General features: G+C 59.4%; 13 protein-coding genes. 11 read left to right on the plus strand and 2 right to left on the minus strand.

The annotated features are described in order from the left end of the window. Positions 1-17 precede the first annotated feature (17 nt). Positions 18-2,399 carry a methyl-accepting chemotaxis protein gene (locus ACP151_RS13650; RefSeq protein WP_424979453.1) on the minus strand — a complete coding sequence of 794 codons (2,382 nt, stop codon included), beginning with the start codon at positions 2,397-2,399 and terminating at the stop codon, positions 18-20. A gap of 413 nt (positions 2,400-2,812) precedes the next feature. Between ACP151_RS13650 and ACP151_RS13655 the strand changes: the two genes are divergently transcribed. The 9 genes from ACP151_RS13655 to ACP151_RS13695 all read left to right on the plus strand — a co-directional run bounded on the left by ACP151_RS13655 (position 2,813) and on the right by ACP151_RS13695 (position 9,896). Next, positions 2,813-3,100: an STAS domain-containing protein gene (locus ACP151_RS13655; protein WP_424979454.1), complete on the plus strand. Its 288-nt coding sequence runs from the start codon at positions 2,813-2,815 to the stop codon at positions 3,098-3,100. After that, a complete protein-coding gene (locus ACP151_RS13660; RefSeq protein WP_424979455.1) occupies positions 3,097-3,471 on the plus strand; it encodes a response regulator in 375 nt (124 codons plus the stop codon). Before ACP151_RS13655 ends, ACP151_RS13660 begins: the two co-directional genes overlap by 4 nt. Before the next feature lies 1 nt (position 3,472). Next, the gene (locus tag ACP151_RS13665) at positions 3,473-5,668 is read left to right on the plus strand and encodes a chemotaxis protein CheA (protein ID WP_424979456.1); all 2,196 of its coding nucleotides are present in this window, start codon (positions 3,473-3,475) and stop codon (positions 5,666-5,668) included. Further along, on the plus strand, positions 5,658-6,140 hold the full coding sequence (locus tag ACP151_RS13670; RefSeq protein ID WP_424979457.1) for a chemotaxis protein CheW: 483 nt from the start codon (positions 5,658-5,660) through the stop codon (positions 6,138-6,140). The genes ACP151_RS13665 and ACP151_RS13670 overlap by 11 nt, the downstream gene beginning before the upstream one ends. Then, positions 6,137-6,994 carry a CheR family methyltransferase gene (locus tag ACP151_RS13675; protein WP_424979458.1) on the plus strand — a complete coding sequence of 286 codons (858 nt, stop codon included), beginning with the start codon at positions 6,137-6,139 and terminating at the stop codon, positions 6,992-6,994. Before ACP151_RS13670 ends, ACP151_RS13675 begins: the two co-directional genes overlap by 4 nt. Positions 6,995-7,033: 39 nt before the next feature. Continuing rightward, positions 7,034-7,420, plus strand: coding sequence for a response regulator (locus ACP151_RS13680; RefSeq protein ID WP_424979459.1), 387 nt, complete (start codon positions 7,034-7,036; stop codon positions 7,418-7,420). A 2-nt stretch (positions 7,421-7,422) separates the two neighbouring features. Beyond that, positions 7,423-7,749, plus strand: a complete 327-nt coding sequence (locus ACP151_RS13685) for a hypothetical protein (protein ID WP_424979460.1) — start codon at positions 7,423-7,425, stop codon at positions 7,747-7,749. Positions 7,750-7,879: 130 nt separating this feature from the next. Then, a complete protein-coding gene (locus ACP151_RS13690; RefSeq protein ID WP_424979461.1) occupies positions 7,880-9,379 on the plus strand; it encodes a caspase family protein in 1,500 nt (499 codons plus the stop codon). Positions 9,380-9,515: 136 nt separating this feature from the next. Then, on the plus strand, positions 9,516-9,896 hold the full coding sequence (locus ACP151_RS13695) for a DUF7674 family protein (protein ID WP_424979462.1): 381 nt from the start codon (positions 9,516-9,518) through the stop codon (positions 9,894-9,896). Positions 9,897-10,243: 347 nt separating this feature from the next. On the opposite strand, the gene ACP151_RS13700 is transcribed toward ACP151_RS13695, so the two are convergent. Beyond that, positions 10,244-11,086, minus strand: coding sequence for a M15 family metallopeptidase (locus ACP151_RS13700; RefSeq protein ID WP_424979463.1), 843 nt, complete (start codon positions 11,084-11,086; stop codon positions 10,244-10,246). A gap of 181 nt (positions 11,087-11,267) precedes the next feature. Between ACP151_RS13700 and ACP151_RS13705 the strand changes: the two genes are divergently transcribed. Together ACP151_RS13705 and ACP151_RS13710 are read left to right on the plus strand one after the other, a co-directional pair. Beyond that, complete coding sequence (locus ACP151_RS13705) at positions 11,268-11,843, plus strand: OmpA family protein (protein WP_424979464.1); 576 nt, start codon at positions 11,268-11,270, stop codon at positions 11,841-11,843. Between the two features lie 44 nt (positions 11,844-11,887). Further along, positions 11,888-14,062, plus strand: coding sequence for a protein kinase domain-containing protein (locus ACP151_RS13710; protein WP_424979465.1), 2,175 nt, complete (start codon positions 11,888-11,890; stop codon positions 14,060-14,062). Positions 14,063-14,072: the final 10 nt, after the last annotated feature.

Below are 14,072 nucleotides of genomic sequence, written 5' to 3' on the forward strand. Positions count from 1 at the left end.
GGCGCCTTCTGGATTTTTCAGAAGTCCTGCCAGAGATCGCGTGCGGCGTTGCTGCCGCTGTCGGCTGCCGCGGCGGCTGGGGCCGGGCTGGCTTCGAGATCCCAGCTGTTGTCGCCATGTGCGGAAGGGGCCGGGCTGGCGGCCGGTGCGGTCGGTGCTGCGGCAGCGGGGGCTGCCCGGCGGGCGGCAGGTGCTGCGCTGCCGGAGACCCGGAAATGTGCGACCATCTCCGCCAGTTTGCCTGCGTCGGTGTTCAGCATGTGGCCAGCCGCGGTGGCCTCTTCGACCATTGCTGCGTTCTGCTGGGTCACCTGATCCAGCTGGGTCACGCCGGTGTTGATCTCATGCAGGCCGGTCGATTGTTCGGCGGCGCCTTCGGCGATGCCAGACACCAGCTGCGAGATATGGGTGACCTGTTCGACGATGCTCTGCAGCGCCTCGCCGGCCTTGCCGACCAGATCGACGCCGCGTTCCACCTGTTTGGAACTGTCGCCGATCAGCGTCTTGATCTCCATCGCCGCGTCAGAGGACCGCTGCGCCAGGGCGCGCACCTCGCTGGCAACCACCGCAAAGCCCTTGCCGGCCTCGCCTGCCCGTGCCGCCTCGACGCCGGCGTTCAGCGCCAGCAGGTTGGTCTGGAAGGCGATGTCGTCGATCACGCTGATGATCTGGCTGATGTGGTTCGAGCTCTGCTCGATCTCGGTCATCGCCGAGACCGCGCTCTGCACCACTTCGCGGTTGTTCTCCGCCTCGGTGCGGGCCTCGGCCATGGTGGTTTCGACGCTGCGGGCGCCGTCGGCGGCGGATTTGACGCTGGCGGTCAGCTCATCCAGTGCCGCAGCTGTCTGCTCCAGCGTTGCCGCCTGGCTTTCGGTGCGGTGCGACAGGTCGTCGGAGGCCTGGCTGATCTCGGCGGCGCCATTGCGGATACTGCCGGAAGCTTCGATCACCTGCTGCACAGTGCCGCTAAGGTTGCTGACGGTGCTGTTGAAGTTCTGCCGCAGCTGCTCGTATTCTTCCGGGAAGGCAGAGGTGATCGGCTGCGAGAAATCGCCATCCGCCAGCTGCACCAGGCCGGCGCTGAGGTTTTCCACCACCTGCTGTTGCTGGCGCTGCATCTCGGCGCGCTCCTCTTCGGCGGCGCGGGCCAGCTTCAGGTCGTCCTGCATGGAGACCAGGGTCCGGCCGATCTTGCCGATTTCATCGCCGCGGTTTGCCGCGTCGACCTCGATGTCGAGATCGCCGGAGGACACGGCCTCCATATCGGTGCAGATCCGGTCAATCGGTCGGGTCACAGACCGCGCGAACAGCCAGCCAAAGAGCGACACAAAACCGGCGCAGATCAGCGATGCCAGCAGCAACATGTTGCGCTTCTTCACGGCGGGAGCCATCAGTTCAGCCCAATCCTGTTCCGCGATGATGGCCCAATTGGCAAAGGCCAGCGGCAGCGGTTCCGAATAGGCCAAAACCTTTTGCCCGTTCAGGCCGCTGACACCGCGCAGAACATGTGAGTCGCCGTCAAATGCTGTTTGCACCTGCTCTGCGTCCGGCAGTCGGGAGAGCACGTCAAAGCCGCCTTCAAAACGGGCCGGTGTCCGCGCCAGCAAGTCATCGCCTGCCAGATATACTTGGGTGGTGGTACCCATGCCCTTCTCACTGTTGACGATGGCCGCCAGCAGATCCACTGGGATCTGAACAGCCAGCACGCCGACGGTCAGATTGGCATCATTCACCACCGGCACAGCCGCAAAGGCTGCAGCCGAACCGCCAGACGGCGCATAAGGTGCCATATCTGCAAAAAACACCTCGCCGCGGTTGCCTTCCAGCGCTGCACGGTAAACGTTAGCCAGGCCGGAATCCTTGAACGGGCCGGACATCATATTGGTGCCGAAATCGTTTTCCTTGAACACCGAGTAGACGATATCGCCGGCCAGGTTGATCAGGAAGGCATCGTAATAGCCCTTGCTGTCAATCAGAGTTTTAAAGGCTGGATGAAAGGTTTCATGATGCATGTGGTAGGGCGAATCGCCTGAACCGCGGATCAGCAGGTGCTTCTGCCCCAAAGGATTAGGGTTGTCGTCGATATAGGCCTGGCGCAGGATCTGGCCCGCATTTCCGTCCAGATCATTCCAGGTCATGGTCAGCCATTCGATGGCAGTGGCCGTTGACGGCACCGCCGCCAGGGTCTTCACATCCGCGTGAATTCCATCCAGCAGTGTCTGAATTGAAAATTTCCGGTCTGCCACCATGGACCGGAACTGGTCCTCGGCATTTTTTTCAGCGCTGTTTTGGAAGCTGATAGTGCTGATGGTGACAAGAATCGCAGTCACAAGCACACCGAACCCAACAACAAAAAGCGGCAGTTTATGCGCCAGCTTGAGCGATTTGAACACTTTCATTCCGTCCTCCTAAGAGCAGTGCGGCCTAGGCTGCCGCAAGAGTAATGCCGGTCAGATTGCGCCGCAGATGTTAATTTGCCGCTTACAGGGGACGGTTTCTGCGGCATTTTTAGGCAGAAACACGCTCTAAACTGCTGCGCTCCGGCGTCACTTTCTGAAGGTTCGGTAAAGATGCAGCTGAAGGCTGTGCGCAGGGCGAACAAGGCGCCTGATTCTTCGCGGCGAAGTGATTCTCTGGTCACTGGCACACAGATAAAAATTGATCGGAATTCTTCCGTAAAATTGCTGCCGTTCTCCTTATGAATCTCTCTTTGCGCGGGTGGGGCGGCAATCAAATGTTAAGGCCCGGCACCTAAGACTTGCCTCATCGAACTCGAATTGATCGCCGACAACGGGGGTGCGAATCGCCGAATATGACTATGGAAACGCAAAAGCACGTTTTGGATCTGCCAAACGCCTTCGCGGAACTGGATCCGCTGATCGCCTTCCTTCAGGGAGCGCGCGCCAAGGCAGTCGAAATCGACTGCAGCGGCGTTGCCCTGATGCCCTCACGCTGCTTGCAGCTTCTGCTTGGTGCAGAACAGCAGTGGCGGTCCGAGGAGGTAGGCTTCGCAGTCACCAATATCACTGAATCCTGCCGCAAGTCCCTGACGCTTCTGGGGCTGGAGCCAAACCGTTTTGAAGACGAGGAAACAGCATGAAAACCAAAGTTCTGGCAATCGACGATTCCCGCACGATCCGGAATCTTCTCGCCGCGACCCTGGAAGAGGCCGGATTTGAATACCATTGTGCGGTCGATGGCCGCGATGGTGTCGACATGTACCCTGATGTGGACCCGGACGTGGTAATCACCGATATCAACATGCCGAACCTCGACGGTTTCGGCGTGATTGAGGAGCTGCGCGGCTCCGGCATTAATTCCAAAGTGCCGATTCTGGTGTTGACCACGGAAAGCGCACCGGAGCTGAAGGCCCGTGCCCGCGGTGCCGGCGCAACCGGCTGGATCACCAAGCCGTTTGACGATGCGTCGCTGATTTTTGCGCTCAAGCGCGTGACTGGAGCGGCGGCCTAGGATGTCGGGATCGATTCAGGATACCTTCTTTGAGGAGTGCGAAGAGCTCCTTGAAGCAACGGATGAAGGGCTGACCGCTATCGAAGGAGGCGATCACGACCCTGAGGTTGTCAATGCGATTTTCCGCGCCGTGCACTCTATCAAGGGTGGCGCCGGAGCCTTTGGCTTGGATGATCTGGTGGCTTTTGCCCACCGGTTCGAAACCGTGTTTGACGAAGTGCGCTCCAACCGGCTGGAGCTGGACCCGAAACTGGTTCAGCTGCTGCTGCGGTCCAGCGATCAACTGTCAGCGCTGGTCGAGGCCGCCCGGGATGGCGGCCAGATAGACGAGGCGCATAACGATACGCTGTTGGCAGCGCTGGATGAATATATCCCCGAAGAAGAGGAAGACCTCACCTTCGAGCCAATGGGGCTTGGTGCTGCACCGATGGTCGACCTGGGTGATATCGGCGGTGGTGAACCGGCGGAACCGCAGGAAGAGACCTATCGGATCCGTTTCCAGCCGCTAAAGGAAATGTACGGCACCGGCAACGAACCGTTCTTCCTGTTCCAGGCGCTCAAGGATATGGGTGAACTGACCGTCAAGCTGGACGACAACGAACTGCCCGGCTTTGACGCAATGGACACAAGCGAAGCCTATTTGGCCTGGGACCTGGTTCTGGTCACCAAGGAGCTGCGCTCTGTGGTTGAGGCTGTCTTTGAATTCGTCGAAGGCCTGTGCGAGCTGTCGATCGAAGGCGATGGCGATGCAGAGGCGGAAGCCAATGCGCTGGCGAATCTGGATGCGATGTTCAGCACACCGCCTGCAACCGCTGCTGCTCCTACCGCCCCTGCTGCCGCAGCAGCAGATGCCGCTGAGGGGGAGGCGCCATCAGCCCCTTTTGAACCGCCGGTCCCCGCACCTAAACCCGAAGCCAAGCCGGCACCTGCCGAAGAAAAGGCATCGGCCCCGAAAGCCGAGAGCGGCAAACAGGAGCAGCGCGGTGGACCCAAGCCGACTCTCCGCGTCGAGCTCGAGCGGGTGGACCGGCTGATCAACGCTGTCGGGGAGCTTATCATCAACCATTCGATGCTGGCTCAGCAGATCGCAAATCTTCCGGTATCTGATACGCGGGATGTCGAAACCGAGCTGGAGGGTTTTAAGAATCTGGCCCGCGACATTCAGGAAGGTGTCATGGCCATCCGTGCACAGCCGGTAAAGCCATTGTTCCAGCGGATGGCAAGGATTGTCCGGGAAGCTTCTTCTGCCACAGGCAAGACCTGCAAGCTCGTGAATGAGGGTGAAAATACCGAGGTGGACAAAACCGTGATCGAACGGCTGTCTGACCCGCTGACGCATATCCTGCGCAATGCGGTGGACCACGGTATTGAAAAACCTGAGGACCGCACTACCGCCGGGAAGTCCAACATCGGCGAAATCCGGCTTTCAGCCTCGCACCGCTCCGGCAGTGTCTGCATCGAGATCAAGGACGACGGTGCCGGCGTGAACCGCCCGCGGGTCAAACAGATCGCAATCGAAAAGGGCCTGATCCCGGAGAACGCCGAGCTGACGGATGCCGAGATCGACAACCTGCTGTTTGCACCGGGGTTCTCGACCGCCAAGGAGGTGTCTAACCTCTCTGGCCGCGGCGTGGGCATGGACGTGGTGAAAAATGCGGTAACCGGTCTCGGCGGGCGCATCAACATCTCGTCCACACCCGGCAAAGGGTCCACCTTTACCATCATCCTGCCGCTGACGCTGGCGGTGATGGATGGCATGGTGGTGTCAGTTGCCGATCAGACCATGGTGGTGCCGATCACATCAATCGTCGAGACCATGCGCGGCAGCGACGACATGATCAACAGCCTTGGCGCCGATGGCACCCTGCTGTCGATCCGCGGCAATTTCGTGCCGATCTGCGATGTTGCCGGCAGCCTGGGACTGTACCGCGAAAGCGATCAGCAGGCCGGAGTCTACCTGCTGGTGGAAACCGAAACCGGCCAGCGATGCGCCTTGGCAGTGGATGACATCCACGACCAGCGCCAGGTGGTGATCAAAAGCCTGGACGGCGTCTGCGGAGAGATCGCCGGCGTCGCCGCAGCAACCATCCTGGGCGACGGCAAGATCGCCATGATCCTGGATCCAGAAAGCATCATTGCGGCCTCGCCCACTGCGGCCGCCTTTGACACCGAGCGGAGAATGAGCAATGCAAGCTGAAGTGAAGCAAACAGATCAAGAAGTGAAACACGCTGAACACAGCGAGTTTGTCAGCTTCACCGTGGCCGGGCAGGCGTTCTGCCTGAAGATCACCCAGATCCGGGAGATCCGGCGCTGGTCACCGGTAACGATTTTGCCGCATGCCCCCGCCGATGTGCTGGGGGTGATGAACCTGCGCGGCGCAGTGATCCCCATCTATGATCTCTCTGCCCGTTTCGGCCTGCAGCAGACTGAGGCCAGCGAGCGCAATGTGGTCATCGTCGTTTCGGTGCACGGTAAACCGGTCGGCCTGCTGGCTGAATCTGTTTCCGAGATCATCTCGATCAACCCGGATGACATCCAGGACACCCCGCCGGTGGATAGCCGCAATACGATGGAGTATATCCAGGGCATCATCTCCCATGATGACACCATGGTGCGCATCATCAATCTGGATGCGGTCATCTCGGCTCCGGAACAGGTGATGCTGTGAGCGCAGAAGGTACCATCAATCCCAAAGTGGACAGCTTTTCCCTGTCGGATCAGGAGTTTGAAGCGATTGCGCAGTTCGCGCATAAGAACTTCGGCCTGGCGATGGCGAAAAGCAAGAAGCCACTGGTGTCGTCGCGCCTGGCCCGCAAGCTGCGCCAGCGCAATATCACCAACTTCAAGGACTACCTTGCCAGTCTGGACGGTCCTAATGCCGACGAGGAACGCAGCGGGCTGTTGTCGCTGCTGACCACAAATGTGACCCATTTCTTCCGGGAGCCACATCACTTTGAAACCCTGCGCAACGACGTGCTGCCGCCACTGATCGAACAGGCGCGCCGCGGCGGCCGGGTGCGGCTGTGGTCCGCGGGCTGTTCCAACGGGCAGGAGCCGTATTCGATCGCCATGACGCTGCTGGACGCCTGTCCGGAAGCAGCCAATCTGGATATCAAGATCCTGGGCACTGACATCGACCCGGTTGTGGTGCGCCACGCCCAGGCCGCCAAGTACCCTGAGGATGAGCTGGCCCAGATCGATGCCAAATACAGCAAACTGGTGCCCAAGCGCGATCCGGACGGGCGACTGCCGGACAGCCTGCGCAAGCTGATCACATTCGGGGTGCTGAACCTGATCGAACCCCTCCCTTTCAAGGGTAAGTTCGATGCGATTTTCTGCCGGAATGTTGCGATTTATTTCGACAATCCGACCCAGCAGAAAGTCTGGAGCGCCTTCCAGAATGCCCTGAACCCGGGCGGTACCCTCTTCATTGGTCACTCCGAGCGCATGTCAGGCCCGGCTGCGCAGCACCTGAAGACGGCCGGGATCACCACTTATGTCAACTCACCCGCTGGCAGGTAACCCCAGCCGCGGCTGCATGCAGAGCAGAAGGAAAGAAAAATGAGCTTGAAAGACTCTCTCCGTGTCATGGTTGTCGATGACATGTCGACAAGCCGGGGGATCATCACACAAAGCCTGGATGAGATCGGCATCAAGAATTACATGGTCGAGAATTCGGGCGAAGGTGCCTATCAGAAATTGACCCAAACGCCTGTGCATCTGGTGCTTTCGGACTACAACATGCCGGGTATGGATGGGCTGGGTCTCTTGAAGGCGCTGCGCAGCCACCAGGTCACCCAGCGGGTTGGCTTTATCCTGGTGACCGGTAAGCCCACCCCGGAAATCATCCAGGTCGGCAAGCAGATCGGTCTGAACAACATCGTCCGCAAGCCATTTACTGTGGCAACGATGAAACAGGCCATCGAACAGGTTGTCGGGCGGCTCTGAACATGGAACACCCCGACAAGGCCCTTGGCGAACTCTGCGCGGCATCGGCGTGGGAAATGGAGCAGCTGCGCAGCCAGATGCAAACGTTGGAGGACGTGGTCCTTGATGTTCTGGAGCGGGGCACCCCGCCAACCAGTCAGGAGCTGCGGGCGCTGCAGGACTTTGACCTGGTGATTCAGACCCTGTCGGGGCTTTCTGGGTTCTACCAGCGGGTGCAGGCCCAGGTGAACGAGTCCGGCCCGGCAGATCTGCCAGCTGCAGCTGCCGGGGTCACCCTTGAAAAACTGCGCGACCGGCTGCGCTCAGCCGGCAATTTGGCAAGCACTTAAAATTGCGCGGCCTTCGCCCGTTTCCGGGCGGGGGCTGTCTGCTGCAGACGTTCGTGGCGAATTTTCTTTTTCTTTGCTGCCGCTAAGGACTACATTGGGCATAGCTGAATTCGCTATCCCGGGTGTCCCCATGTCTTTTCTTTTCAAACCTTTGATTTTCACCGCCTGTCTGCTGTTTGCGGCAAGCGCGCAGGCAGCTGCTGACCGCATTGCTCTGGTTATCGGGGTTGCTGACTATCAACATCTGCCGCCGCTTGAGAACACCCGGAATGACGCCGTTGCCATGGCCGACACGCTGGAGGGCATCGGCTTTGATGTCAGCCTGGCGCTCGACCCTGGCACGTCGGAAATGGAACAGCTGCTGGAGGATTTTGCCTTCCGCTCCGAAGTCGCGGATCTGGCACTGGTCTATTTCGCCGGCCACGGGATTGAAGTGCAGGGTGAGAATTTTCTGATCCCTGCTGATGCCAAGGTTGCCAGCAACCGCGATGTACAGCGCCAGTCACTGTCCTTGAAACAATTGCTGAGCGCGGTCGACCGGGCCCGGAAGATGCGGATCGTGATCCTGGACAGCTGCCGCGACAACCCGCTGGGCGATTCCATCGCGCTGGAGCAAAGCAGCAGCCAGACGGCTGAAACCACAGCGACAACCCGTGGCGGCGGCGGCATGGCGCCAGCTGATCCGGACCGCGGCACGCTTGTGGCCTTTGCGGCCAAGGATGGCCAGGTGGCGCTGGACGGCAGCGGCAGCAATTCCCCCTATGCCACGGCTTTGATGGAAAAAATGGTGCAGCCTGGGCTGGAGATCAGCCTGTTGTTCCGCCAGGTCCGTGACCAGGTGCTGCAAAGCACCGCCAACCTGCAGGAGCCGCACACCTATGGCTCGCTCACAGGCGTACCCTTCTATCTGGCAGGCCCTGGTGAAAATGATGCTCCGATTTCTGTCGCCGATGCCTCCGCTGCATGGGCTGCCATCAAACCGGATCAGGAAGAACAGCTGCTGGCCCTGGCAGAGCTGGGAGACACCCGTTCGATGCTGGGCCTGGCCTATATTCGGCTCAACCCGAATGAGGGCCGGTTCGACCCTGCGGCAGCGGTGGATTTCCTGCAACGGGCTGCTGATGCCGGTTCGCCCGAAGCGCAGTTTGAACTGGCCAAACTATATGAGCGCGGCACCGGTGTTGATGTGGACACAGCCAAGGCGCTGGAGCTGTATCAGGCTGCTGCAGATCAGAATTTTGCCGATGCGATCAACGATCTTGGCTTCCTGCATTATCAGGGCGGCCTGGGGCTGCCGGCCAACCCCAAAAAGGCGCTGACGTTCTTTGAACGGGCCGCTGATCTGCGTCACCCGCAGGCACAGTTCAATTTTGCAGCGCTGATAGATGATGGGCTGATCCCCTCGAAAGGCCCCGAAGATTCAGCGCATTACCTGTATGCGGCGCTGCGCAGCGGGAGTTCTGATGTCCTTGGATTGCTGAGTGACCGCCCGAATATGTTCACTGCTGAAACCCGGCGGGCGCTCCAGCAGAAGCTGAAGGAGAACAACTTCTACGCCGGCTCGATCGACGGGGACTTCGGACCTGGAACCCAGCGCGGAATCCGGCAGGCCTATGGTCTGGAGGGATAACCGCCCTGCTTGCAGCCGATCCTGCGCTAAGGCTTTATCCACCGCAAGGTCGGCTCCGAGCCCAACTTGACCAATGCTGCGAAGCGAACCAAGGTCCACAAAGTAGCTTCACTCAAGGTTGCAGGTCAGTTCAAAAATGAGCGTAAGGGAAATGTATCACGACTTTCGAAAGCGCTTCCCTGAAGTGACCCAAGCTGCGGACGCCAGACACATCAAAGTTTGGGACAGCGTTGATGATGAAACTGCGTTTAGCTGGTTTGAAAGCCTTGCTGGCGCAATCAATGATCAAATGGGTGCTCCGGATGAAGGTGTTAATGTGTCGTCGGTTTTCTCCTATTTTGGGGAACAGCTTCAGGGCTCCGACAATGAGGTCAAAAACTGCATTGACGTTAGTTTTGTCGAGAACCTTTTTTGGGAGGTGCAACCGAATTCAGCGGCTAGTGCTTGGGATGTAATGCCAAAGTCTATGCAACAACTGTATCTGAGCTTTCATGGTCGTCCCCCGACAATAGATTAGCTGTACTTGACCCCTTACACCGAACAAAGCGAACTTTGGCGCAGCCGCAGAGAAAGCCCGCTTGGTCCGGCTCAGCCGACCTTCTTTGTCCCAATTAAGCTACTGTCTGTGGCGACCAAAACGCTCTCAAGCAGTTCAAAGGGTTACGGGATGGATTTTCACGCAAGTTCAAATGGTACAGAGCCCCCAAATGTCCTTAGCGCAGGATTTCGCCCCTATATGCACCTGACCCCACAATTCGAAAGCTCTCCGCAGCAGATCACTGGTCAGGTACCAGCGGATCGCCGCAGCGATTGTCTCCAGCAATGGCCTGCTTTGGCCGGCTGGATACTGCCGGGACAAACGGCCTACAGCAGCCCGTTTGCGATCCATTCATCCAGCTGGCGGCGGCTGATTTCGAAATGCATGCTGTCCTCGCGCCGGAACCCGGCACCCCAGACCCAGCCTTGGTCGTAGAAGAAATCCGCCATGATGGTGAGCCCCAGCTGGGTTTTTCCATCGGTGAAGTTATCCAGCTTACCGTCAATATTCAGGTCAACCGCCAGGCCATAGCTATGGGTGGACAGTGAATTGGTTGTGCCGCGAATCCGGCGCACGCATAGCGCGCCAGCGGTGTTGATGCGGGCATAAAGATCGGGGTCAGCCTGGCGGATGTTTTCAAAAACCACTTTCAGGCTTTCGATGGCCGGGCTCAGCATGCTGACACGGATCGGCCCGACCTGCTCGGTCACCAGTTTTTCCTTCAGGTCCGGATTTGTCATCGGCTGGCAGGTGTCGTTCAGATCCTGCCGCGGACGGCCCAGTCTCTCGGTCAGGTATTTGCCGCCGGTGACCCGCAGGCCGCGGTTCACGTTCAGCCGGTCCGCAATCAGAACCACCTGGGCATAATCCAGATCAGCGCCGCCTGTCTGATTCCAGATCGCGGCCTCGCCGGCCGCATCATCAGTGAAAGGGCTGCCTGTGTCAGCCCCTCCGGCAGGCAGGCTGGCAACTTCGTTCTGCAAGTCCGTCATCCTGGCCTGCAGATCCTCAACCTGCTGGCGCAGCATTTCAAGCTCGATCCGCGCTGTGGAATCGACACCACCGGCGCCTTGGTAATCTTCCTCGTTCAGCAGCCAGCTGAGCCCGAACCAGATAGCCGGAGCCAGCACAAGGCCGATGGCAATAATCACAGCTGGCAGTACCCGCATTTTTCCTCCTGGTTCATTTGCGCCCATTTCAATCCTTCACCGGCCGGCAGTAAACCCCCTGATTACAACTTGCCGGAAACACCGTGTTTTTTTCCTGCACAGGGCTCTGCCCGGCATTGGCAGGCTGCTGGTGCTGGTATAAGCTGTCCCCATGTTGCAGCGGTAGGGGAGAGCGCAGAGCATGATCCGCCTGAAAAGTATTTTTACAAGCATTCTGGGGGCCGGGTTGATTTTCGCGCCGATGGCACAGGCGCAATCCAATAGCGGCGAGCTGTCGGTAGAAGAAATCACAGAAGCCTTCAAGAAACAGAAGACCCGCGGCCTGGTCATTGTGCCCAGCAGCGCGGACACGGGCCAGGACACAACCGAGGAAACTGCGACTGTGGCTGCCGCGGCGGAGGAATACTCCCCCTTAGATCAGCAGACACAGATCAATATTCAGATCTCCTTTGATTTCGACAGTGCCGCTTTGCGGTCCGACCAGGAACCGAAACTGGCAAATATGTGCGCCTCGATGAAGGCTCTGGATGACACGGTTTTCCAGATCATCGGCCATACCGACAGTTCCGGCTCGGCAGCATATAACGAACGGCTGTCCCTGCTGCGCGCACAGGAGGTGCGGCGTCATCTGATCAGCTCCTGCGGCGTGCCAGAGAATATGCTGAAGGCCATCGGCATGGGCGAGACCGCCCCTTACAACCAAAACAACACCCGCGCCGATGAAAACCGCCGCGTTGAATTTCAGGCTCTGGGCTGACAACAGCCCGGACCCGCTCCGGCACAAAGGCCAGGGAGACCTCTATGCTTGAATCGCGCCCTGGCGACTTGTTCCAGCCGGGTGATCTGCTGAACAATACCTACAGGATTGAATGCCTGCTGGGCCGCGGCGGCACGTCCGATGTCTACAAGGCGCGCTCTGAAATCTCCGGCAATCTGGTTGCCCTGAAGGTGCTGAAGCAGGAGCTTGCCGCCAACGAGGATTTCACCGTCCTGATGGCGCGTGAAGAGAACATCCGCGAAATCCGTCACGCAGCCGTGGTGCGCTATTCGGAAAACCACCGCACCCCGGACGGCCATATTTATCTGCTGATGGACTATGTCGACGGTCCCGGTCTCGACAAGCGCCTGAAACAGGGGCCGATGTCGGCCGAAGATCTGCTGGTTGTCTGTCGCCGGGTGGTGCAGGGTCTGCAGGCGGCGCATACGCGCAATATCGTTCACCGCGATCTCAGCCCGGACAACATCATCCTGCGCGGCGGCGACCCGGCAGAGGCGGTGATCATTGATTTCGGCATCGCCAAGGATACCAACCCTGGTGCCCAGACCATTGTCGGCAATGAATTTGCCGGCAAATACTCTTATGCAGCGCCTGAGCAGATGAGCGGGAACACCGATGCCCGCTCTGACATCTATTCACTTGGCGCGCTTTTGCTGGCTAACTTTCGGGGCGCGGCGCCGAAATTGGGTGCCAACCCGATGGAAGTGGTTGAAAACAAGCAAAAGCCCGTGGACACCGATGGCCTGCCCGAGCCGCTGAAAGCGCTGATAGACCGGATGTGCGCCCCGGACCCGGATGACCGGTTCCAAAACGCAGGCGAAGTTCTGGCATTTCTGGACGACCCCAGTAGCGGGTCGGACGGCGGCAGCCTGGCAGATTTGCTGGATGCGCCGAATGAAGACGCCACCATCATCGTGCCGCAGACCAGCAGACCTGCGCCACCCCAATCTCCGCCCGCTGCAAAACCCGCAGCAGAAAAGGCGAAAAAGGGCGGTAGCGGGCTTTGGGCCGCTTTGTTGGTGCTTCTGCTGCTCGGCGGTGGCGGGGCCGGCGCCTATTTTGGTGGCTTTCTCGACAGTGTCCTGGGGCCTAGCTATCCGGTGGCCCGTCCTTATTCACTGATTGCAGAGAAACCGGCCGATGGCCCGGTCGAAATCGTTGGCAACGTACCTTCCGAAGCGGTGCGCGATGGCTTGCTGGGTTTATCGCAGGATGCCGACCTTACCCTTGCCTCCGGCGCCATTGCCGACAGTTGGGGCGCTGACATTCTGGACACCGTTAAACCGCTTAGCGGTCTGCGGGAATGGCGACTGGTTGTCAGCAACAACAAGGCGCGGCTGACCGGCACCACAGATGACACCAACGTCGCGGAAATGCTGAATGAGCTGTTTCGCAACGGGCTGCCCGGTGCCTTGGAAGGCAAAGCAGACATCCGGTTTGAACTGCCGATGCTGCCGGTCGCAGAAGTAAAAGCGATCATGAACAGCTTTGCCGATTGCGGGCCGCTGGTGCGCCAGGGCAACGGCCATTTTGAAGGTTACGGCCCAGCCGACCCGATCCTGATCAGCGGCCGCGTCGCCAGCACTGCCACCCGGCTGGAGCTGTTTGACGCGCTGCGCGCGCTGGCACATGAACGGCAGGTGGTTCTGGATGTGGAAGTGCTGAATGACGCTCTTTGTGTGGTTGAACAGCATCTGCCCAAAGCACCGTCCGGCGGGGCTGGGGTGGAATTTGCGGTTGGCGGGACATCCGTGGAGCCGAACCCCTCTGGCCGGTTCTTTGTCGGCGAAAACCCGGTGATCGACGTGGTTCTGCCCAACGGCGTGACCGACGGATATCTCACGGTTTCCATCCTTGATGTATCCGGGAATGTGTTCCACCTGCTGCCGAATATCTCGCGGGAGGACAACGCGGTTGCCAGCCTGCGCGACGGCGCACAGGGCGAGGTCCCGGTGCGGGTCGCCTACAGCTTGGAAGAATCCGCGGCCAATGGCGGCATCGCCTTCAAAGTGGATGACAGTTCGCTGGGCAAGAGCAAGGTGCTGGTTCTGCATTCCGCTGAACCCCTGTTCGATGGTATGCGGCCAACATCAGAAAGTGCGGTGGGATTTGCTGAGGCTTTGAAGGCCAGCTATGATGCAGACTCCAGCCGCATCCGCTCGCTCGACAGCCGTATCCTGGTGACCGCCAAGCCCTGACTGTGAAATC

Source organism: Leisingera sp. S232 (genome assembly GCF_049800895.1).
In the GTDB taxonomy this organism is placed as follows: Bacteria; Pseudomonadota; Alphaproteobacteria; order Rhodobacterales; family Rhodobacteraceae; genus Leisingera.